Source organism: Yersinia sp. J1 (assembly GCF_050586585.1).
Lineage (GTDB): Bacteria > Pseudomonadota > Gammaproteobacteria > Enterobacterales > Enterobacteriaceae > Yersinia > Yersinia entomophaga.
Genome location: NZ_JBOBDP010000002.1, coordinates 149,769 through 171,671 on the forward strand (window position 1 = coordinate 149,769; position 21,903 = coordinate 171,671).

Genomic DNA, 21,903 nt, shown 5'->3' on the forward strand with positions numbered 1-21,903 from the left:
GGCCTATTGCTCTGGTTGTTCCAGCGCTTTTAAATAATCATAAATGGCAATCTGTGCACGTACTTTGCGCCGATTTCCGCGCGGTACATAACGATTACTCAGTTCTTTATCAATATAACGGGCTTTTACCGTGTCGTTGAACAGTAGCTCTAAGATATCCAACACTCGCTGTTTCAGTTTCGAATCCAGCAGGGAAACGGCCACTTCGATACGATAATCAATATTTCGGGTCATCCAGTCCGCTGATGAGAGATAAACCAGCTTGTCGCCTTTATTCTCAAATACGTAAACGCGGTCATGTTCCAGAAAGCGGTCAACGATGCTGGTGACCTGGATATTTTCACTGATGCCCGGCATATTGGGGATCAAAGAACACATTCCGCGTACCAATAAACGAATCTTCACGCCAGCACTGGAGGCGCTATATAACCGATCAACCAGTCCTTTATCTACTAAATTATTAATTTTCAGCGTGATCCCGGCGCTTTCTCCCGCCTGTGCATGGATGATTTCCTGATCAATCAATTGATACAACATCAGGCGCGAGTTTTGCGGTGATACCATCAAATTGTCGAATTTAACTGGCCTATAAGGGTTCTCAATAAAGTTAAATACCCGGCGAACCTCATTGGTAATGCGTGCATCGGCAGTTAACAGCGAGTAATCGCTATAAATACGCGCGGTTTTCTCGTTAAAGTTACCCGTCCCTATATGAGCATAACGGACGATTTGGTCGCCTTCCAGGCGGGAAATCAGGAATAATTTGGCGTGAATCTTCAGCCCTGGCGCAGAGAAAATAACGTGTACGCCCGCGGCGGTGAGGCTTTTGGCCCAGTGAATGTTGGCTTCTTCATCGAAACGCGCCTGTAGCTCCACCACCACCGTGACTTTTTTACCGTTATGGGCGGCGTGAATCATAGATTCAATAATGCGTGAGTCTTTGGCGACGCGATAAATATTGATTTTGATTGCCAGCACGCTGGGGTCGAAAGACGCCTGACGCAGTAATTCCAGCACGTGTTCAAAGGTGTGATAAGGATAATACAGCAGCACATCCTGCTCGCGGATCGCGTCAAAACCGTTGCGGAATTTATCAAACCAAATATGGCGTAGGCGCGGCATCGGGCGATTCACCAGATTGCTTTTCCCTACGTTAGGGAAGCCGATGAAGTCTTTGAAATTGTGATAACGGCCACCGGCAATGACGGAGTCATCATTGGAAATACCGAGTTTATTTCGAAGTAATTCCACCATTTCATCGGGCATATCTCGCTGATAAACAAAACGCACCGGCTCGGCGGTTAAACGCTGCTTCAGACTGGATGACATCAACTCCAGCAGGCTGGACTCCATTTCCGTAACCAGATCGTATTCCGCATCGCGGGTCATTTTCATCGAATAAGCGTTGAGCGCATCGTAATCGAAGAAGCCTTTAAAGATTTCATCGAGACAATAACGCAGAATGTTATCCAATAAGATCATTGGCTTGCGACGGCGCGGAGCTTCTGGTGGCAAATTAACGAAGCGCGGCACTTTATCGGAAGGAATTTCCAACAGCGCATAGGCGATTTCCTGCCCGCGGATAATCTCAACCGCCAGATAGGTGTAATCGTCTTTGAGAAATTGCACCAGATTGGTGTCGTGATTGATCAGTATCGGCGTAATGTGCTGACGCAAATGCTGTTTGAAATATTGTTTGAGCCAAATCTGCTGGTTCTCAGAAATCTGGCGTTCATTGATCAGGAAAATCTGATTCCGCGCCATTTCCAACAGAAGTTCGTTATACAGGCTGTCGAATTCCTGATCGGCTTTGACCACTTTGGCCTGAATTTTCTTTAGCAAATGGCGAGAGGACACGCCAGAGCCTTGCTCTTCGCTAATAAGAATTCGCCGCTTTAAGTCGGCAAAACGAACTTTATAAAATTCATCCAGATTATTGGAGTAAATGCCAAGAAAGCGCATCCGCTCTATTAGCGGGTTGCTCTTATCCGCAGCTTCCTGCAATACCCGTTCGTTAAAGGATAACCAGCTGAGTTCTTTCTCGGTGTAGAGCTTTTCCTGACCCATTGCAACTCCATTCAGATTTTTGTGGGAGTATTTAGTGTCCGTAGACATTATTGCGAGAGATTGACAGGAAAGTCCAACAGATATCATTAGTTAACATTGTCATGCAAACGCCATAAAACTGACATAAGATGCTCGGTCATCTCAGCGCGCAAGGGCGAATGAGTTATATAAATCATCTATAGGATCTAGTGTAGGGCATGGGGCAAAGCAGAGTAGTACCACTTTCAGGCAGAGATCGCCGCCGGGCTATGATTGACCGCGTGGTAGGCAGGATGGTGAGCGGTAGCGGCCTGCTGGTGCTACTGACCCTGATGCTAATTTTTGTCTACCTGCTGTATGCGGTGCTGCCGTTATTTAAACCGGCGGCGATTAGCCTGCACGCTCAATTTCCCGTGACCCCCAGCGCCTCCACCTTAAGTATGGGAATGGATTCCCGAGGGGAAAAGCTGTGGCGCATCGATGCTCAGGGCAACGGCGCTTTTATTCGCCTCCAGCCGGAAGGTGAGCAGGCTGAAGGGACGTTACTGGCAACTCAGGTACTTTCCGCTCCTCCTACTTCATTGGGACAGGCTTCGGGATTGCAGGCGTTGGGATTGAGTAACGGTAGCCTGATATTGGTTCGGCCGGATTTTAGCGGCGGCGCTCACTGGCATTTCCCTTTGGGCGATCAGCCGCAGCCGCTGGATGAAAAAGGACGTCCGTTGCGACATATCGCCGTAGCGGAGCCACAATCACAGCAATTCACGCTGGCAGCCAGCACTGATGACGGGCGGGTTTTGCTCGGGAATTTCACTGAAACCGAACGAAAAATCACGCCGCTGCCGGAATCCCCGACGCGGATAGATCAACTGTTGTTAAGTCCCGATGGCCACTGGCTGTACTTACTGTCAGCGACGCAGGTTTATCTTTACCAGTTGGATAATCGCCCCAAACTGCGGGAAATAGTCGCGCTGGATCAGCAGGAGCCGCTGCACTTAGCGCTGTTAGCTGGCGGGAAATCGCTATTGGTACAATCGCCGCAGGGGCGTTTGTCTCAGTGGTTTGACGTGCCACATACCCGGGAGCCTCAGGATAAACCGCCACATCTTACTCGTATTCGCGAGTTCTCTTCGGCAATGGGGCTGCTGAGCGTGGAAGATCACCGCCGGGTTTTTGCCACAGTGACTCCAGCGGGAGAGTTAACGCTATTTTCCAGCATTCAAACCTCTCCTTTATTGCAGGAAAAAGTGGCTAAAGGCATCAGTCATGCCGCATTTTCCCCGTGGGGTAACGCACTATTGCTGGAAAACGGCGCTAACTGGTCTTATTACCGCGTTGATAATGCCTATCCGGATATCACCTGGCGTAGCCTGTGGCAGAAAGTATGGTACGAAAACTACCCGGAACCTGCCTATGTTTGGCAATCTACGTCGGCGAATGATAATTACCAGCCTAAATTCAGCCTGATCCCGATTATCTTTGGCACGCTAAAAGCTGCGGGTTACGCCATGTTATTCGCCGTGCCTTTGGCATTGGCCGGTGCGATTTATACTGCGTATTTTATGCAGTCTGGACTGCGGCGAGTGATTAAACCGGCGATTGAAGTTATGGGAGCATTGCCTACGGTAGTGATTGGTTTGATTGCCGGTATCTGGCTAGCGCCGGTGATTGAGCAATATCTAGCGGGCATTCTCCTATTACCGTTCTTACTGGCGCTGGCTATTCTGCTGTGCGGTTGGAGCAGCGCAAAACTATCTGAGCGAATTAAATGGCGCCTAGCTGCCGGTTGGGATGTTGTGGTGTTGCTGCCGGTTATTTTAGTCACTGGCTGGCTGACTTTGATGCTGGGGCCGCATTTGGCACAGTGGACGCTCGGCTTACCGCTCAATGAATGGCTGGGAGATAATTACGATCAGCGTAATGCGCTGGTGGTCGGCATAGCGATGGGCTTTGCCTTAATTCCCATTATTTTTTCTCTGGCAGAAGACGCGCTGTTTAGCGTGCCGCCGTCCCTGACTCAGGGGTCACTGGCCTTGGGTGCGACGCCGTGGCAAACCGTGGTGAGAGTGGTTCTGCCTTCGGCCTTTGCCGGTATTTTTTCGGCGTTAATGATTGGTTTTGGCCGGGCGGTGGGGGAAACCATGATCGTGTTAATGGCTACCGGTAATACGCCAATTATTGACGGCAGCGTTTTCCAAGGGCTGCGCGCGCTGGCGGCGAATATCGCCATAGAAATGCCGGAGGCGGTAGTGGGCAGCGGCCATTATCGGGTGCTATTCCTTACCGCTCTGGTGCTGTTTATGTTCACTTTTGTGGTTAATACCCTGGCCGAAGCGATACGGCTTCGGCTGCGGGAACGCTATCAAACGGAGCGGGATGCGTGATGAAAAGCTGGTTTAAATCAGGCTCGCCCTGGATCTGGCTGACGGCCGGTTCGGTCAGCATCAGCCTGTTGGCCTTGCTGGGTATCATATTGTTGCTGGCAGGGCAGGGAATGCGTTATTTCTGGCCTGCGCCGGTTTATCAGTTCGAGCTGAAACAAAGCGGTGCCGGGCTGGTCAGCTTGATCGGAGAAATCTATCAGCAGCAGCAGATCACACGGGAACAGCTGGCAACGGCGGGGATTCCTCTAGCGGACGGACGTGACTCTGTGACGCGTTATCTGATTAAAACCGGTAATCGGGAGTTTCAGGGGCACGATTTTCAGACCTTGCTTGACAGCGATATTGTACAGCGGCGCCAGCCGAAAGATTTGCTGGTGCTTAGCCGTTTGAATCACGGTACAGCCTACGGTTTTATGGCCGGGATGCTGGATAACGGGCAGCCGCTGGTGGGGGATAATATTCCGCTGGAGCTGCAAAAACGGATCCCGCAGGTGCAGGCGTTGGTCAGGCAAGGGGATGATATTCAGTTCCGCCAGATGAACATACTTAACCAACAGGTTGAGAATTTGCGTTTGCAGGAGAAACATCTGCAAACCGCCGGTAAGCTGGACGGACGAGCGCAAGATCGCCTACGCGCTGAACGCGGAGAGGTACAGCGTCATTACGATGGATTGGCGACAACTTTGCAGGGCCTGCGCGCGGAACAAAACCGCTATACGCTGTTGCTCAAAGATATGCAGGGTCAGATACACCCGATTTCCCTCAGCCAAATCAGTAAAGCTTGGTATCCCAACAATATGACTTTCTGGCAAAAAGTCAGGCATATGGCGGGGCAGGGACATAAATTTCTGACCGACAGTCCGCGCAATGCCAATAGCGAAGGCGGCGTATTCCCAGCGATTTTTGGCACGGTGCTGATGGTTATATTGATGTCAATTATGGTGATGCCGTTTGGGGTTATCGCCGCGGTTTATCTCCATGAATATGCCAAACGCAATTGGTTAACGCGTACAATCCGCATTGCGGTTGTGAATCTGGCGGGCGTGCCCTCTATTGTTTACGGTGTCTTTGGGCTGGGCTTCTTCGTCTATTTTATCGGCGGTTCGCTGGATAAGTTATTTTATCCGGAGGCATTGCCTAATCCGACCTTTGGCACGCCTGGCGTACTGTGGGCGGCATTAACCTTGGCGTTACTGACACTGCCGGTAGTGATTGTTTCTACCGAAGAAGGGTTATCGCGCATACCTGCCAGCCTGCGTCAGGGGTCACTGGCGCTAGGAGCCAGCAAAGCCGAAACGCTGTGGCATATTGTGTTGCCGATGGCGGCTCCGGCGATGATCACCGGCCTGATTTTGGCCGTGGCTCGTGCGGCGGGGGAAACCGCGCCGCTAATGCTGGTTGGCGTGGTGAAATCCGTACCGGTATTGCCGGTAGACGGTGTATTCCCTTTTCTGCATCTGGAACGAAAATTCATGCATTTGAGTTTCCAGATATACGATATGGCATTCCAAAGTCCGAACGTTGAAGCCGCGCGTCCGCTGGTATTTGCAACGGCGTTACTGCTGGTTGTTATTGTGGTTGGGCTGAATTTAGCCGCGATGGGAATACGCCATCATTTACGTGAAAAATACCGTGGCCTGATGCTGTAATGACATTATTTAACTCGCAGGAAACCTTATGGGACTGATGATACCGGACGCCTTGCCCGTACTGGATGTACGGCACCTGAGCGATGAAAATACCGCGCTGGCGGTAGAGCATCTCAATCTGTTTTATGGTGAAAAACAGGTTTTGCACGATGTTTCTCTGCGTATCCCTAAAAATCGGGTCACTGCGCTTATTGGGCCTTCCGGTTGCGGTAAATCGACGTTATTGCGTTGTTTTAACCGAATGAATGACCTGTTGGAACATTGTCGAATGGACGGCGAAATCAGAATTGGTGCTGAAAATATCATCGGAAAAAAGGTCGATGTTGCGGCGCTGCGCCGTCGTGTGGGTATGGTGTTCCAACGGCCAAATCCTTTCCCTAAATCCATTTATGAGAACGTGGTTTACGGCCTGCGTTTGCAAGGGATTCGCGACAGACGGGTTTTGGATGAAGCTCTGGAGCGTGCTTTACGCGCCGCGGCGTTATGGCACGAGGTGAAAGATCGATTGCGGGAGAATGCTTTCCGTCTTTCCAGCGGCCAGCAACAGCGTTTGGTCATTGCTCGAGCGATTGCCATCGAACCGGAAATTTTACTGTTGGACGAGCCTACTTCGGCGTTGGATCCTATTTCGACCTTGACCATAGAAGAGTTGATTACTTCGTTAAAACAGCACTATACCGTGGTTTTGGTCACTCATAACATGCAGCAGGCGGCGCGGGTTTCGGATTACACTGCGTTTATCCATCAAGGTTGCCTAGTGGAATACAACGATACCGATGGATTATTTACCTCACCGGCCATGCGGCGGACGGAAGATTATATTACCGGACGTTATGGCTAAGATTCGATTGGTTAGGATTATCTGCGCAAAATAACACCGGAGCCCATGGCTCCGGTATAGCGGTTAAGGCGTTTTGATCGCCGGAGTTTTATATTTTGTCAAATATTGGGGTTGGAAAATACACATACGGATAACCGTGCGGTATTCGCCGTTGATAAAGAACTCGTCGATTAACTCGCCTTCGCTTTTAAAGCCCAGCTTGCTGTAAATGTGAATGGCTTTTTCATTTTCTTTATCAACAATCAAATACAGTTTATACAGGTTCAATACGGAGAAACCGTACTCCATTGCCAGTTTGGCTGCGGTGCCTGCATAACCTTGGCCCTGATGGGCGGGATCAATGATGATCTGAAATTCTGCCCGACGGTGAATATGGTTGATTTCCACCAATTCCACCAGCCCGACTTTTGTCCCCTGACTTTCGATAATAAACCGGCGTTCGCTCTGGTCATGGATATGTTTATCGTACAGGTCAGACAGTTCAACAAAAGCCTCGTAAGGCTCCTCAAACCAATAGCGCATAACGCTGGCATTATTATCTAACTGATGAACAAACGGCAGGTCATCCCTTTCCATCGGACGTAGCCTGACGCTGGTAGTGCTAGACATGCGGATTCCTCGAAATAATAAATAAAACAGCGGACGCTGCGAGGGAATTATAACCACATAGGGCGTGGGAGAGGAGATATTCCTTTAGATGTTGGGGTAAGGTTTATCATCAATAATGATTTGAGTCTCTACTGACGGCGTACCGCGATTCGTTCCCGCTCAAACGCGGCTCGCTTGACGAGGAGTGTACGAGAGGCGTTTTCAGACCCCCATTTGCGCGTCAACCTTGCTCGGGAACCGTTATGGCGAGTGAGAATAAACCGAAAGATTTAGCTTTCGCAACCCACACCAATCTTGTCGTGGAAAAGCTCAAATACGTTCTTTAAAGTCAAAATCAGTTCACAGCTGTAATCGGAGCAAGTTCCGGTTGATATTCGATAAGTGAATACCTCGTTCTATGGTTTAAACTGACTCATTGCCTTGAATCAAGCAATAAACCGCTTTCCTGCCATCAGCCATTGATCCTGCTAAGCTTTCAATGATGCTCATCCATTTTTAACTGAAAATGATTGGATAAATACAGCCAGTATTAGCTGATAAATCTTTAAGGGGACAGAGGTGATTAAAGCTTTTTCTCAAGAAATAACCAAGGCGGTAGTTGATCCAGTGGTTGGTATTGGTATTGCGGAGTTGGCGAAAGGGAAGGCGCTGAATAGTTTCGGTACGCGTATCGCAGCGGGTAAAAAGGTGGGATGCCATGCCCATTTTCACGGCGAGGAGTGGTATATCATTCTGGCTGGGGAGGGGCGAATGTACCTGGGGGATGTGGAAAACCAGAAGCTGGTTAACTTAAGAAATCATGATGTTAAGCAAGGGGATATCTTTTGTATACCGCTGGGAACAGCCCATCAGTTACAGGCTGAATCGCAACTGGATTTAATCTTTTTGTGCCCAAATAGCCATCTGGTGACGGATAGAATACTGTTCCCCGATATGTGCTAACCCTTGATTACCGGCGGCCAGAAAACAACACTGGAACGTTGGGATCAAAAAAGGGCCATATCACATGGCCCTTTTAGCATAAAACCGGCGGTAGCTTTTATTCGTCGGCTGCGTAACCCTGTAAGGGCAGCTTTTTACCATCCAACCAGGCGGCGTTCTCACGCATTTCCAATCGTCCTTCGGTAAACCAACTGACCACCAACGGATAGATATTGTGCTCCTGCGCCTGCACTCGCTCAATCACATCATCTTCGCTATCTTCAGAAAAAATGGGCACTTTTGCCTGTAAGATAACCGGCCCGCCGTCCAGTTCCTCGGTCACGAAATGCACCGAAGTGCCGTGTTCCGTATCCCCGTTTTCGATAGCCTGACGGTGAGTGTGCAAACCCGGATACTTAGGCAGCAGCGATGGATGGATATTCAGCATTCGACCAGCGTAATGCTGTACGAATTCCGGGCTAAGGATGCGCATATAGCCAGCTAGCACCAGCAAATCCGGCTGATAGGCATCAATAGCCTGAGCCAGCGCTAAATCAAAGCTGACACGGTCAGGGAAAGTTTTGGCATCTAGCGCATGAGCAGGAATCGCGGCCTGCGTCGCGCGCTCCAGACCGTAAGCCTGCGGATTATTACTGAAAACCGCACAAATCGTACCCGCCAGTCGCCCTTGTTGCTGTGCGTCCATCAGAGCTTGCAGATTGCTGCCTTGACCAGAAACCAAAACCACGATTTTTTTCATAGAAGCTACCGCTATCCGTCTTTTTGTTGATCCGTTACGGATTGATGACAACCTGCTCTGCTGCTTCTGGCAATGCAGCAATCGTACCGATTTTCCATGCTTTTTCGCCGGAAGCGGTCAGCAGTTCAACCGCCTTATCTGCCAGTTCGGCAGGTAAGGCGACAACCATACCCACGCCACAGTTAAAGGTGCGGTACATTTCGTGGCGGCTCACGTTGCCGGCCTGCTGCAACCAGCTGAATACTGCTGGCCATTCCCAACTGGATTCATCGATTACCGCCTGCGTGCCTTCTGGCAGAACCCGTGGGATGTTTTCCCAGAAGCCGCCGCCGGTCAGGTGGGCAATGGCGTGAATCTCCAGTTGCTCGATCAGACTAAGGATAGATTTTACATAGATTTTTGTTGGTTCCAGCAAATGGTCCGCCAGAGATTTGCCTGCCAAGTGCGTTTGCTCAGGATCGGTTTTGCTGACTTCCAGAATTTTACGTACCAGAGAGTAGCCGTTGGAATGCGGGCCGCTGGCGCCTAACGCAACCAGTGCGTCGCCGGGAGCCACTTTGCTGCCGTCGATAATTTCGGATTTTTCGACAACGCCAACGCAGAAACCGGCAACGTCGTAATCTTCGCCGTGGTACATGCCCGGCATTTCAGCGGTTTCGCCGCCTACCAGCGCGCAGCCAGACTGTTTACAGCCTTCGGCAATACCGGTAATCACGCTGGCTGCGGTATCCACATCCAGTTTTCCGGTAGCGAAATAATCGAGGAAGAACAGCGGCTCTGCGCCCTGAACGACCAAATCGTTAACGCACATCGCGACTAAATCTATACCAATGGTATCGTGACGTTTCAGGTCCATCGCCAGACGCAGCTTGGTGCCAACGCCGTCGGTGCCTGAAACAAGAATAGGTTCACGGTATTTTTGCGGTAATGCACACAGGGCACCAAATCCACCCAATCCACCCATAACTTCCGGACGACGAGTCTGTTTTACTACGCCTTTAATGCGATCAACAAGGTCGTTGCCGGCATCGATATCTACACCTGCGTCTTTATAGCTGAGAGAGGTTTTGTCGGTCACTGCGAGGTCCCCACGGAGGTTGGCTGTTTGAGCTTTGGAAGAAAACGCGGCAATTCTAACAGTCTAGGCAAACGTTTGCGAGTGGCTTGTGATGGAGTCGTTGTTTTCCATGTTCTAGAATTAAGATCCAGTTTCTATTGATCTGAATCAGGCTATTGGTTGTGGCGTTCAAAAAAAAAGGCGGTATAATCTCGCGATTTTTTTGGCCGTCAACCGCCTTAATAGGAGAAAAATAATGAAGATCGTTGAGGTGAAACACCCGCTGGTAAAACATAAGCTTGGCCTGATGCGTGAAAATGACATCAGCACCAAACGCTTCCGTGAGCTGGCTTCTGAAGTGGGTAGTTTGCTGACCTATGTGGCGACCGCCGATCTGGAAACCGAAAAGGTCACTATTGATGGTTGGAATGGCCCGGTTGAAATTGAACAGATTAAAGGGAAAAAAATTACCGTTGTGCCTATTCTGCGTGCCGGTCTGGGCATGATGGAAGGCGTGCTGGAAAATGTTCCTAGCGCGCGTATCAGCGTTGTCGGCGTGTACCGCGATGAAGAAACCCTGAAGCCGGTTCCTTATTTCCAAAAATTGGTTTCGAACATTGACGAGCGCATGGCGCTGGTGGTTGATCCAATGCTGGCGACCGGTGGTTCTATGATTGCAACCATCGATCTGCTGAAAAAAGCGGGCTGCCAGAGTATTAAAGTATTGGTTCTGGTTGCTGCACCTGAAGGTATTGCTGCACTGGAAGCCGCTCATCCGGACGTTGAGCTATACACCGCTTCCATCGATCAGGGATTGAATGAACAGGGTTATATCATCCCAGGTTTGGGTGATGCCGGTGATAAGATTTTTGGTACTAAATAGTTTTACCAGCCGACTGAGAAGTCGGCTTTTTTTTGCTCCGCAGCCTAAGAATATCAATCACCTAGTCAGAGGATAGAGAAGATGAGCCGTCGCACTATAGGGGTCAGCGAACGTCCGCCGTTATTGCAAACGATTCCCTTGAGTTTTCAACACCTGTTCGCCATGTTTGGTGCCACCGTTTTAGTTCCTATTCTGTTTAAAATTAACCCGGCTACGGTATTGCTGTTTAACGGCGTCGGTACGCTGCTGTATTTATTTATCTGTAAAGGTAAAATTCCGGCCTATCTCGGTTCTAGCTTTGCGTTTATTTCACCGGTATTACTGTTATTGCCATTGGGCTACGAAGTGGCGCTGGGCGGATTTATTATGTGCGGCGTTTTATTTTGCTTGGTTGCAATGATTGTGAAAAAAGCGGGGACTGGCTGGCTGAACGTCTTATTCCCACCGGCGGCGATGGGAGCCATTGTGGCGGTTATCGGGCTTGAACTGGCAGGGGTTGCGGCCGGTATGGCTGGATTGCTGCCAGCGGCAGGCGCGACGGCGGATTCTACGACCATCATTATTTCGATGGTAACCCTGGGTGTGACTATTCTCGGTTCAGTATTGTTCCGCGGCTTTTTTGCCATTATCCCGATTCTGATTGGCGTGCTGGTAGGATACGCGCTGTCGTTCGGCATGGGTGTGGTGGATTTAACGCCCATTCGGGAAGCCCACTGGTTTGCCTTACCGACTTTCTATACTCCGCGTTTTGAGTGGTTTGCCATTTTAACGATCCTACCGGCGGCATTGGTCGTGATCGCCGAGCATATCGGCCATTTGGTCGTGACGGCGAATATTGTTAAAAAAGATTTGATCCGCGATCCTGGTCTGCATCGTTCGATGTTTGCCAACGGTATTTCCACGGTGATCTCCGGTTTCTTCGGCTCTACGCCAAACACCACATACGGTGAGAATATCGGCGTGATGGCCATTACCAAGGTTTACAGCACCTGGGTGATCGGCGGCGCGGCAATTCTGGCAATTATGCTTTCTTGCGTGGGCAAGCTGGCTGCGGCAATTCAGGCGGTGCCTGTTCCAGTGATGGGCGGCGTTTCCCTGCTGCTGTACGGCGTGATTGCCGCATCCGGTATTCGTGTACTGATTGAATCTAAAGTTGACTACAACAAAGCGCAAAACCTGATCCTGACCTCGGTGATCCTGATCATTGGCGTTAGCGGCGCGAAGATAAACATCGGCGCGACCGAGCTAAAAGGTATGGCGTTAGCAACGGTGGTGGGGATTGGCCTGAGTCTGCTGTTTAAAGTCTTTAGCCTGATCCAGAAAGATGAAGAAGTGATTGAATCTGCCGAAGACCAAGCGGCGAAATAGTAGCTAAGTGCCGGTGCCACTGAGGGATTATTCGGCGGTACCGGCCAGTGATATCAGGGAAAGGCGAGATTGATCCCTTTGGCGCTTTTTTCAGGATCTAAATGGTTTTTATGAAGCTTTTGATTTTTGTGGTAAGCTCTCTCGGTTTTCTTGCCCGTTTTGGTTGAGGTGCTTCTGAATACGCCGGCACAGCTTTCACTGCCACTTTATCTTCCCGATGATGAAACTTTTGCGAGTTTTTATCCGGGGGAGAACCCATCCCTATTAGCTGCGATTCAGGCTGCTGTTCATCAGTCTCACGGTAGTTATATCTACTTTTGGTCGCGAGAAGGCGGCGGACGTAGTCATTTACTCCATGCAGCCTGCGCCGAACTATCGCAGCAAGGGGAAGCCGTCGGCTACGTGCCGCTGGATAAGCGCGCCTATTTTGTCCCTGAAGTGCTGGATGGCATGGAACAGTTGGCGCTGGTTTGCATCGATAATATCGAATGTATTGCTGGTGACGATGAGTGGGAAATGGCGATGTTTAATCTGTATAACCGCATTGTTGAAACCGGACGCACTCGTTTGTTGATCACTGGCGATCGGCCACCGCGTCAGCTTAATTTGCGTTTGCCGGATCTGGCTTCTCGCCTGGATTGGGGGCAAATCTATAAGCTTCAGCCGCTCTCTGACGATGAAAAACTCCAGGCGTTGCAACTGCGAGCAAAACTACGTGGATTTGAACTACCGGAAGACGTGGGCCGTTTTCTGTTGAAACGACTGGATAGGGAAATGCGCACTTTGTTTATGACGCTGGATCAGTTGGATCGTGCCTCTATCACTGCTCAGCGTAAGCTGACGATTCCTTTCGTAAAAGATATTCTCGGGCTGTAGCGACTGAACGAGAATGGACCCGAAAGGTGCCCATTCTTGTACTGAATATCGTTACCTATCTCAATGGATTATAAAATCTCAAGCACCTGCTCCGGCGGGCGACCCAGTCGCGCCTTACCCTGATGAATAACGATCGGGCGTTCAATCAGTTTTGGGTTATTCGCCAAGGCTTGCAACAGTTGCGTTTGAGACAGGCTGCTATCGGCCAGATTTAACGTTTTATATAACTCATCTTTGGTACGCATTAGCAGTCGGGCATCGCTGAAACCCAGCTGTTGCAGCAGTTCTGACAACGTTGCAGCGCTTGGCGGCGTATCCAGATACAGCACCACCTGTGGCGTAATGCCTCGTTGTTCCAGCAAAGTCAGAGTCTCACGGCTCTTGGAGCAGCGCGGGTTATGGTAAATCGTGACGTTGTTCATTATTACATTCCTTGAAAAAATCATCCTAAACGCATCAGGATTTCTGGTATTTACGAAAACGTTCGTTCAATTGGCGCAATTGGTCGATGCGAGCATCGTAACGCGCCTGCTTCAGACTGCCCAATTTTACCCGTGCGCTGGCATCGCCAAGTAAGCCAATCGCCTGTGGTAGTTTGCCACTCAGCGCCAGACTTTCTGCCCGCGCAGAGAGTTCTTCATCTCGCAAACCTTGTGCTGCAGAGGCTTGAGCCAGCAAATCCCAGCCGTTGGGATCGTTCGGATGGGCGAAAGTGTAGCGATACAGAATTCGGCTAGCCGCCGCTGGCTGCTCGCCCTGTACGTAAGCATTGGCGAGGTTAAGCTGTAAGACTGGCTCGTTATTTTGGCTGGCAATGGCTTTCTCTAACCGGGCAATCGCCTGCGCGTTTTTATTCTGCCCCAAATCAATGTCGGTCATTAAATCGATAAACCAGATATTGTTTGGCTGTTGGGTCAGCAATGGCTGCAGCATATTACGGGCGCTATCATATTTCTTAGCCTGATAGAACAAGATTGCCTGACCGTATTTGGCCGCGAGCTGTTCCCGCGTGGTGCCTTTGCTTAGCGTGTCCAGCAAATCCGAGCTAAGGCTGTACTCGGTGGAACCATACATCCCCAGAATACGGACTTTGGCAAACAGATAATCCTGTGATGAGGCCACTGGGTGCGGCTTCATTTGGCTGGCGCGGTTACGTGCGTCGGAGAGACGGCTATCCGGCAAGGGGTGAGTCAGCAGCATTTCCGGCGGTTTGGAGGCATAGCGTGATTGATCCGCCAGTTTCTGCATAAAGTTCGGCATGGCCTGCGGATCGAAGCCGGCGCGCTGTAACACCACGATACCGATGCGGTCAGCTTCCTGTTCGTTACCCTGAGTAAAGCTGATGATACCCTGCTGGGTACCCGCCAGCGTGCCGCTCAGCCCTGCCATACCGGCCTGCGGGCTGGCCATGGTCAAAAGTATCGAACCCAGTACGCCCACCCAGGTCAGCGGAGCCATTCGCTGCTGTTCTTCCATCGCACGCGCCAAATGGCGTTGAGTTACATGGGAAATCTCATGGGCCAACACCGATGCGAGTTCGCTTTCGTTATCCGTATAGCGAAACAGCGCCGAGTGGAGCACCACGTTGCCGCCAAAGAAGGCAAAGGCGTTCAGTTGATCATTATTGACGATAAAGAAGTGAAAAGGGGTGCGCACCGAGTTGGCGTTGGCCACCAGTCGGTTTCCCAACTGATTGATATATTGAGTCAGTAGTGGATCGGCGATCAGCGGCGTGCTGGCACGCATCTGGCGGACGTAAAAATCGCCCATCGCCAACTCCTGATTAATACTGAGAGTGCCGCCGGCGGTGGTGCCGATATCCGGTAACAGATCCTGCGGCGTTTCGGCAGAAACGGGCGCGATCCCAGAATAGAGCAGGGTAGTGAGCAATGTGGCGATCACTGTTTTACTTAACAGACGTGTCATAAACGAGACTGCCCCTACTGAGGTAATGACGATTTTGACGCCTGTGATGCGTAAGAGTTCTTCTTCCCTGCTCTGCTCTCCAGTACAATCATCACGAACGCGTGTTGGATCACAAATAAGCGATCAGAAATCTCAAAAGCTCTGTCCTTGGCTTTGTGTCGAGATTGTCTGTTATCTTAGCTAGCCCGCCAGCACAATGGAACTTTTGCCTAGCAATATTCTTAGTTTTACTCATTAATGCTCTCCCCTGTGCTTAAAGGGCCGCAAAAGAAACCTGTATTTCGCAGGTTCGTCATGGTTTTCAAGGAGCAATCTCTGATGTTAGAGATGTTATTACAGTGGTATCGCCGACGTTTTACTGACCCACAAGTCATTGCATTGCTGGTTATTTTACTGGCCGGATTCTGCATTCTTTATTTTTTCAGCGGCATTTTAGCTCCGCTGCTGGTGGCTATTGTGTTGGCGTATTTGCTGGAGTGGCCAACGGCTCGTTTGCAACGCATCGGCTGTTCGCGACTGTGGGCGGCCAGTATAGTGCTGATTTTGTTTGGCGGTATCGCCATGCTGTTGGTGTTGGTGGTTGCGCCGACCGCGTGGCAGCAAGGGATTAATCTGATTTCGGATATGCCGAAAATGTTGAATCAATTCAATGCGTACGCTCAGACCCTACCGTCACGCTACCCGGCACTGGTGGATGCTGGCATCGTGGATATGATGGCGGAAAATATGCGCGGTAAGCTTTCCGGCATGGGAGACTCGGTCGTTAAATTCTCGCTGGCTTCGATAGTTGGCCTGCTGACATTGGCTATCTATCTGATTTTAGTGCCGCTGATGCTGTTTTTCCTGCTTAAAGATAAAGAACAGATGCTGAATGCGGTGCGCCGGGTATTGCCACGTAACCGTGGCCTGGCGGGGCAGGTATGGAAAGAGATGAACCAACAGATTACCAATTATATTCGCGGCAAAGTGATGGAAATGGTGATTGTGGGTATTGCTACCTATCTGGTGTTCTTTATCCTGGATATGCGCTACGCGCTGCTGTTATCGGTTTTGGTGGGTTTCTCGGTGCTGATTCCCTATATTGGCGCGGTGATTGTCACTATTCCTGTGGTGCTGGTGGCGCTGTTCCAATGGGGTATCGGTGCCGATTTCTGGACGCTCATCGTGGCCTATCTGGTGGTTCAGGGGCTGGATGGCAACCTGCTGGTGCCAATTTTGTTCTCGGAAGCGGTGAATCTGCATCCGTTGGTCATTATTCTGTCCGTGATTATTTTCGGCGGAATGTGGGGGTTTTGGGGCGTATTCTTCGCGATTCCTTTAGCGACGCTGGTGAAAGCGGTGATTCATGCCTGGCCAGAAGAGTTTATTCCTGACGCTGATTAATGTCGGCGAATACCCAATATTACCCATAAAAAAGAGCGCCTGGGCGCTCTTTTACTTTATCTGAATCCTATTTGTTGGCAGACAAATCAGGCATTTTGCTGTAGGTAAGCCATCACGATATCGTGGTGATTGGTGGTTTTGAAGTTATCGAACACGTGTTCGACCTTACCTTCGCTGTCAATCAGGAAACTGATGCGATGGATGCCGTCATAGGTTTTCCCCATGAAGCTCTTTTCGCCCCACACGCCAAACTGTTCAGCAACCTGATGATCTTCATCAGAAAGCAAAGTGAAGTTCAGCAACTCTTTTTCTGCAAAGCGAGAAAGTTTCTCGGGTTTATCGGTACTGATACCTAGCACTTCTACACCGGCGTTTTTCAATGTATCCATGTTGTCACGCAGGCCACAGGCCTGGACGGTGCAACCCGGCGTCATCGCTTTCGGGTAGAAATAAACCAATACGCGTTGTCCAAGGAAGTCGGCCAAACTAATTTGCTCACCGTCTTGATCGGGCAAACTGAATTTTGGCGCAATATCACCGGCTTTCAATGGGCTCATTACTAACTCTCCATTCGGTCGTCATGCTGTGGGTAGTTCACAACGCTAATACTGCCCTGCGCATTGAGTTCTGTACATAGCTGATGAAAAGCTTGTTCAATAATAGAACTGTTTTGGCTGGCAGGGCTGTGGGCGCTGATCTGAATATGTAGCAAAGGCGAATTATTGCCCTCTGCCGGCTGGGTTTTTGAGACCAGTTCCGCAATGTTCATATTGTGACAATGGAACAGGTTAGTGAATCGCTCAATAATATGTGGGGAATCTTTAACTTCAACCTTTACCCAGACGGTAGCAGGCATGGCTTGCTGATCCTGCGCGTTAGTGCGTTTCATCACAATCAGTAAATCCAGCTCGGCCCCTTTCTGCGGCAAAGTGGACTCAATCAGAGTGATGGCGTTCCAACTACCGGAGAGCAACATGATGAATGTGAACTCTTCACCGAACATCGCCAAGCGGCTATCTTCAATATTACAACCGCAACTGCTCACATGGCGGGTGATAGTGTTTACGATACCTGGGCGGTCTGCACCCAGTGCGGTTATGACCAGATAATGTTCATCAAGCTGCGGCAAAGTCGCTCTTCCTGTGTCGCTCTATGGGGTTACCATGGTAAACATAAAAAAAACCTGCTGCCAAGCGCTTACAACACAGTTGTTTACTTGCTTTTGGATAGAGGTCAAAAGTACCATGAGGAACTTGTTTGTGGAGGAGATGGCCGATGTTTACGGGAAGTATAGTTGCGCTGGTAACGCCGATGGACGACAAAGGTGCTGTCGATCGTGCGAGCCTTAAAAAACTGATTGATTATCATGTGGCCAGTGGAACTGCCGCTATTGTCTCCGTCGGCACGACGGGTGAGTCTGCAACGTTGAATCACGACGAGCATGCGGATGTGGTGATGATGACTTTGGATCTGGCCGATGGCCGTATTCCGGTCATTGCAGGAACCGGCGCAAATGCTACCTCGGAAGCCATTTCTCTTACTAAACGTTTTAACAATACGGGCGTCGTTGGCTGTTTGACCGTTACGCCGTATTATAATCGTCCGATGCAGGAAGGTTTGTTCCAGCATTTTAAAGCTATTGCTGAAAGTACCGATTTGCCGCAGATTCTCTATAATGTGCCTTCGCGTACCGGTTGCGATATGTTACCGGAAACGGTTGCACGTTTAGCTAAAATTAAGAATATTGTTGCGATAAAAGAAGCCACGGGGAACTTATCGCGGGTAAGTCAGATCCAAGTGCTGGTTGATGATGAAGATTTCATCCTGCTAGGCGGCGACGATGCCAGCGGGTTGGACTTTATGCAACTGGGTGGTAAAGGCGTTATCTCGGTGACTGCGAACGTAGCAGCCCGTGAAATGGCACAGCTTTGTGCCTTGGCGGCCGCAGGCGATTTCGCTGAAGCACGCCGTTTAAATCAACGCTTGATGCCGTTGCATCAGCATTTATTTGTAGAAGCAAATCCAATTCCGGTGAAATGGGCCTGTAAGGCGCTGGGGTTGATGGCAAATGACACTCTGCGTCTGCCGATGACGCCGCTGACTGACCCTGCCAAGCTGGTAGTGGAAAAAGCGTTGAAAAGCGCCGGTTTGCTGTAACTCTTAGGGAAATTTGATGGCAATATCATTGCAAAAGTCGATGGTGGCAAAGGTTGTGGGTGTTTCGTTGGTCATGCTGCTGGCAGCTTGTACAACGGATCAACGCTATAAACGTCAGGTTAGCGGAGATGAAGCCTATCTCGATGCGCCGGCGCTCAAGCCGCTTAACGCACCTGCTGGTATGATTCTGCCGTTGCAAAACGGTGATTTTGATATTCGTGAAGTTCGTTCTACTGGCAACGTCGGCAAGGCTCTGGACATTCGTCCTCCGGTGCAGCCGTTGGCGCTGTTGAGCGGTTCGCGCACGGAATATACTAGCGATACCAGCAAGCTGTTGTTAGAAAGTAGCCCGCAGAATCGTAACCTTTGGAGCCAGGTCACCCGCGTGATTCAGGATAAGAATCTGCCGGTTGCCAGCCGTCAGGATGCGAATCAAACGCTGACTACCGACTGGATCAAGTGGAGCCGCGGCGATGAAGACGTGCAGTTCGAAGGCCGCTATCAGGTGAGCGTCGTAGAGCAGGGTTATCAGTTGTCGCTGGTGGTGAAATCACTGGAACTGCAGCAGGGGGGGAAACCCGTCACCGAATATAGCGCTATTCAGCGTTATAACGGCGCAATGCTGAACACCATTATTGAAGGTCTGGATAAAGTCCGTACCGACGCTGAAAACAATCAGGCCGCTCGCAAAGTGGGTTCTCTGGATGTTCAAAGCGGCAGTGACGATACCGGCTTGCCGAACCTGATCGTTCGTGTACCTTACGCCACGCTGTGGGAACGTCTACCAGCTGCGCTGGAGAAAATGGGCATGAAAGTGAGCGACCGCAGCCGTCCACAGGGTACCGTGGCCGTGACCTACAAATCTATGAGCAGCAGTAGCTGGGATGCGTTGGGTGCGAAAGATCCGGAGCTGAAAGAAGGCGATTACAAACTTCAGGTCGGCGATCTTGATAACCGCAGCAGCTTGCAGTTTATTGATCCTAAGGGCCATACCTTAAGCCAATCGCAGAACGATGCGTTGGTGGCGGTGTTGCAGGCCGCGTTCAGCCAGACGAGCGCAAACTAAACAAAGGGGCTTCGGCCCCTTTTGTCTTTGTGTTTATTAGCTATATCGGGCGGTGCTGGAACGATGCGGCGCGGCTCTGTAGGTAAAGTTAATTTTGTTAACATTCGTTTTGTTAATGCCAGTTTTGTCAACATAGTCATTCTTTATCAAAGATTGTCACACTATTGGAGTAATAAGATGCAAAAGCTAGCTGAGTTGTATCGTGGGAAGGCGAAGACCGTCTATACCACCGAAAATCCTGACCTGTTGGTACTGGAGTTCCGTAACGATACGTCAGCACTGGATGGTCAGCGCATTGAGCAGTTCGATCGTAAAGGCATGGTCAACAACAAGTTTAACCATTTCATTATGACCAAACTGCAAGAAGCCGGTATCCCGACCCAAATGGAGCGCCTGCTTTCTGATACCGAAGTGTTGGTGAAAAAGTTGGATATGATTCCCGTAGAATGCGTGATTCGTAACCGTGCCGCCGGTTCTTTGGTTAAGCGTCTGGGCATTGAAGAAGGTCTGGAACTGAACCCGCCGCTGTATGATTTGTTTCTGAAAAACGATGCCATGCATGACCCAATGGTCAATGAATCTTACTGTGCAACCTTTGGCTGGGCTAGCGAAGCGCATTTGGCTCGTATGAAAGAATTGAGCTACAAAGCGAACGACGTACTGAGCAAAATCTTTGACGACGCCGGTCTGATTTTGGTGGACTTCAAACTTGAGTTCGGTTTGTTCAACGGCGAAGTGGTGTTGGGCGACGAGTTCTCTCCGGATGGCAGCCGCCTGTGGGACAAGAAAACCCTGAATAAGATGGACAAAGACCGTTACCGTCAAAGTCTGGGTGGTTTGATTGAAGCCTACGAGGAAGTTGCGCACCGTATCGGCGTTAAATTAGACTAACCGCGCAATCGATTACGTTGTTTTTCCAATCTCGTTAATCAGGGGAGAGCGTTCGTTTCTCCCCTCTATTTCTGTGTTTTTGATTAAAATCCTGCCATTTCTTTCTTACGACACTATTTTTAATGGTATTCATCCATATGATTTTCTACGATGAGTGGAAAGTCTGTTCTGGAGTAAAGCTATGCGTTGGCAAGGTCGTCGTGAAAGTGACAATGTGGAAGATCGTCGGGGAGCTTCATCTGGCGGCGGCGGTGGTTTTCGCCCACCGATTGGAGGCAAGGGCGGGCTGGTAATCCTGATTGTGGTGCTGGTAGCCGGTTATTACGGTGTGGATCTCACGCCGTTGCTCAACGGCAGCGATCCGACGCAGCAAACCACCCAGCAATCCAGTGCGCCAATTAGCCCGAAAGATGAGCAAATGGCCAAGTTTACCAAGGTTGTGCTGGCCGATACCGAAGATACCTGGAAACCTATTTTCCAGAAGATGGGCAAAACCTATCAGGATCCGAAACTGGTGATGTATCGCGGCGCAACGCGTACCGGTTGCGGTACTGGGCAATCGGTTATGGGGCCATTCTATTGCCCGGCGGACAGCACCGTATATATCGACTTATCGTTCTACGAAGAGATGAAAAATAAGCTGGGTGCTGGCGGTGATTTTGCTCAGGCTTATGTTATTGCTCATGAAGTAGGGCATCACGTTCAACATTTGTTAGGGATTGATGCCAAAGTACGCCAGCAACAGCAGGGAGCCTCTCAGGTTGAAGCTAACCGCCTTTCCGTGAAGATGGAACTCCAGGCCGATTGTTTTGCCGGCGTGTGGGGCAAAGCGATGGATGAGCAACAGGTACTGGAAGAGGGTGATTTACAGGAAGCTCTCAATGCTGCGCAGGCCATCGGCGACGATCGTCTTCAGCAAAAGAGTCAGGGGCGAGTGGTGCCGGATAGCTTTACCCACGGCACATCCCAGCAACGTTACACTTGGTTCAAGCGCGGTTTTGACAGCGGTGACCCAAACAGTTGTAACACTTTCGCCAGCCGCTAAAATACTTCATCGCTGCGTGACAGCATGATTCTCCGATCCTT

General features: G+C 50.2%; 20 protein-coding genes. 12 read left to right on the forward strand and 8 right to left on the reverse strand.

Annotation, left to right across the window (positions count from 1 at the left end):
• Positions 1 to 3: 3 nt before the first annotated feature.
• A complete protein-coding gene (gene ppk1 / locus ACQ4OC_RS05330) occupies positions 4 to 2,067 on the reverse strand; it encodes a polyphosphate kinase 1 (RefSeq protein WP_064516923.1) in 2,064 nt (687 codons plus the stop codon).
• Between the two features lie 197 nt (positions 2,068 to 2,264).
• Here ppk1 and ACQ4OC_RS05335 point away from each other — a divergent pair, with 197 nt between their 5' ends.
• Genes ACQ4OC_RS05335 through pstB form a run of 3 tightly spaced genes read left to right on the forward strand, consistent with a single transcriptional unit; the run spans position 2,265 to position 6,920 of the window.
• Positions 2,265 to 4,430: an ABC transporter permease subunit gene (locus ACQ4OC_RS05335; protein WP_430971003.1), complete on the forward strand. Its 2,166-nt coding sequence runs from the start codon at positions 2,265 to 2,267 to the stop codon at positions 4,428 to 4,430.
• A complete protein-coding gene (gene pstA / locus ACQ4OC_RS05340; protein WP_430971004.1) occupies positions 4,430 to 6,079 on the forward strand; it encodes a phosphate ABC transporter permease PstA in 1,650 nt (549 codons plus the stop codon). Before ACQ4OC_RS05335 ends, pstA begins: the two co-directional genes overlap by 1 nt.
• A 28-nt stretch (positions 6,080 to 6,107) precedes the next feature.
• A complete protein-coding gene (gene pstB, locus ACQ4OC_RS05345; RefSeq protein WP_064516929.1) occupies positions 6,108 to 6,920 on the forward strand; it encodes a phosphate ABC transporter ATP-binding protein PstB in 813 nt (270 codons plus the stop codon).
• Positions 6,921 to 6,983: 63 nt separating this feature from the next.
• Here the strand turns inward: pstB and speG are convergent, their stop codons facing one another.
• Complete coding sequence (speG, locus tag ACQ4OC_RS05350) at positions 6,984 to 7,529, reverse strand: spermidine N1-acetyltransferase (protein ID WP_064516931.1); 546 nt, start codon at positions 7,527 to 7,529, stop codon at positions 6,984 to 6,986.
• Positions 7,530 to 8,087: 558 nt separating this feature from the next.
• Here speG and ACQ4OC_RS05355 point away from each other — a divergent pair.
• Positions 8,088 to 8,471 (forward strand): cupin domain-containing protein, encoded by a 384-nt coding sequence (locus ACQ4OC_RS05355; protein WP_430971005.1) that lies wholly within the window; start codon positions 8,088 to 8,090, stop codon positions 8,469 to 8,471.
• 97 nt (positions 8,472 to 8,568) lie between these two features.
• On the opposite strand, the gene purN is transcribed toward ACQ4OC_RS05355, so the two are convergent.
• Complete coding sequence (gene purN, locus ACQ4OC_RS05360; RefSeq protein WP_064516934.1) at positions 8,569 to 9,210, reverse strand: phosphoribosylglycinamide formyltransferase; 642 nt, start codon at positions 9,208 to 9,210, stop codon at positions 8,569 to 8,571.
• Between the two features lie 34 nt (positions 9,211 to 9,244).
• Entirely contained in the window at positions 9,245 to 10,288 is a 1,044-nt protein-coding gene (gene purM, locus ACQ4OC_RS05365; protein WP_064516936.1) for a phosphoribosylformylglycinamidine cyclo-ligase, read from the reverse strand.
• A 235-nt stretch (positions 10,289 to 10,523) separates the two neighbouring features.
• Here purM and upp point away from each other — a divergent pair, with 235 nt between their 5' ends.
• From upp to hda, 3 genes are all read left to right on the forward strand, one after another.
• On the forward strand, positions 10,524 to 11,150 hold the full coding sequence (upp, locus tag ACQ4OC_RS05370) for a uracil phosphoribosyltransferase (RefSeq protein ID WP_120805817.1): 627 nt from the start codon (positions 10,524 to 10,526) through the stop codon (positions 11,148 to 11,150).
• A gap of 81 nt (positions 11,151 to 11,231) precedes the next feature.
• The gene (gene uraA, locus ACQ4OC_RS05375) at positions 11,232 to 12,518 is read left to right on the forward strand and encodes a uracil permease (protein ID WP_064516940.1); all 1,287 of its coding nucleotides are present in this window, start codon (positions 11,232 to 11,234) and stop codon (positions 12,516 to 12,518) included.
• A 168-nt stretch (positions 12,519 to 12,686) separates the two neighbouring features.
• Entirely contained in the window at positions 12,687 to 13,394 is a 708-nt protein-coding gene (hda, locus tag ACQ4OC_RS05380) for a DnaA inactivator Hda (RefSeq protein ID WP_049597169.1), read from the forward strand.
• Between the two features lie 68 nt (positions 13,395 to 13,462).
• Here hda and arsC read toward each other — a convergent pair whose 3' ends face one another.
• Together arsC and ACQ4OC_RS05390 are read right to left on the reverse strand one after the other, a co-directional pair.
• A complete protein-coding gene (gene arsC, locus ACQ4OC_RS05385; RefSeq protein WP_064516942.1) occupies positions 13,463 to 13,816 on the reverse strand; it encodes an arsenate reductase (glutaredoxin) in 354 nt (117 codons plus the stop codon).
• A gap of 34 nt (positions 13,817 to 13,850) precedes the next feature.
• Positions 13,851 to 15,320 (reverse strand): beta-barrel assembly-enhancing protease, encoded by a 1,470-nt coding sequence (locus ACQ4OC_RS05390; RefSeq protein ID WP_430971006.1) that lies wholly within the window; start codon positions 15,318 to 15,320, stop codon positions 13,851 to 13,853.
• A gap of 318 nt (positions 15,321 to 15,638) precedes the next feature.
• Between ACQ4OC_RS05390 and ACQ4OC_RS05395 the strand changes: the two genes are divergently transcribed.
• Positions 15,639 to 16,703: an AI-2E family transporter gene (locus tag ACQ4OC_RS05395; protein WP_064516946.1), complete on the forward strand. Its 1,065-nt coding sequence runs from the start codon at positions 15,639 to 15,641 to the stop codon at positions 16,701 to 16,703.
• Positions 16,704 to 16,789: 86 nt separating this feature from the next.
• On the opposite strand, the gene bcp is transcribed toward ACQ4OC_RS05395, so the two are convergent.
• Positions 16,790 to 17,260, reverse strand: coding sequence for a thioredoxin-dependent thiol peroxidase (bcp, locus tag ACQ4OC_RS05400; RefSeq protein WP_064516948.1), 471 nt, complete (start codon positions 17,258 to 17,260; stop codon positions 16,790 to 16,792).
• Between the two features lie 2 nt (positions 17,261 to 17,262).
• Positions 17,263 to 17,832, reverse strand: a complete 570-nt coding sequence (locus ACQ4OC_RS05405) for a glycine cleavage system transcriptional repressor (protein ID WP_064516950.1) — start codon at positions 17,830 to 17,832, stop codon at positions 17,263 to 17,265.
• A gap of 146 nt (positions 17,833 to 17,978) precedes the next feature.
• On the opposite strand from ACQ4OC_RS05405, the gene dapA reads away from it, so the two are divergent.
• From dapA to ypfJ, 4 genes are all read left to right on the forward strand, one after another.
• On the forward strand, positions 17,979 to 18,860 hold the full coding sequence (gene dapA / locus ACQ4OC_RS05410) for a 4-hydroxy-tetrahydrodipicolinate synthase (RefSeq protein ID WP_049596881.1): 882 nt from the start codon (positions 17,979 to 17,981) through the stop codon (positions 18,858 to 18,860).
• Positions 18,861 to 18,876: 16 nt separating this feature from the next.
• On the forward strand, positions 18,877 to 19,926 hold the full coding sequence (gene bamC / locus ACQ4OC_RS05415) for an outer membrane protein assembly factor BamC (protein WP_064516952.1): 1,050 nt from the start codon (positions 18,877 to 18,879) through the stop codon (positions 19,924 to 19,926).
• Positions 19,927 to 20,103: 177 nt separating this feature from the next.
• Positions 20,104 to 20,817 (forward strand): phosphoribosylaminoimidazolesuccinocarboxamide synthase, encoded by a 714-nt coding sequence (gene purC / locus ACQ4OC_RS05420; RefSeq protein WP_064516954.1) that lies wholly within the window; start codon positions 20,104 to 20,106, stop codon positions 20,815 to 20,817.
• 181 nt (positions 20,818 to 20,998) lie between these two features.
• Entirely contained in the window at positions 20,999 to 21,862 is an 864-nt protein-coding gene (gene ypfJ / locus ACQ4OC_RS05425) for a KPN_02809 family neutral zinc metallopeptidase (RefSeq protein WP_120805819.1), read from the forward strand.
• The last annotated feature ends 41 nt before the right edge of the window (positions 21,863 to 21,903 follow it).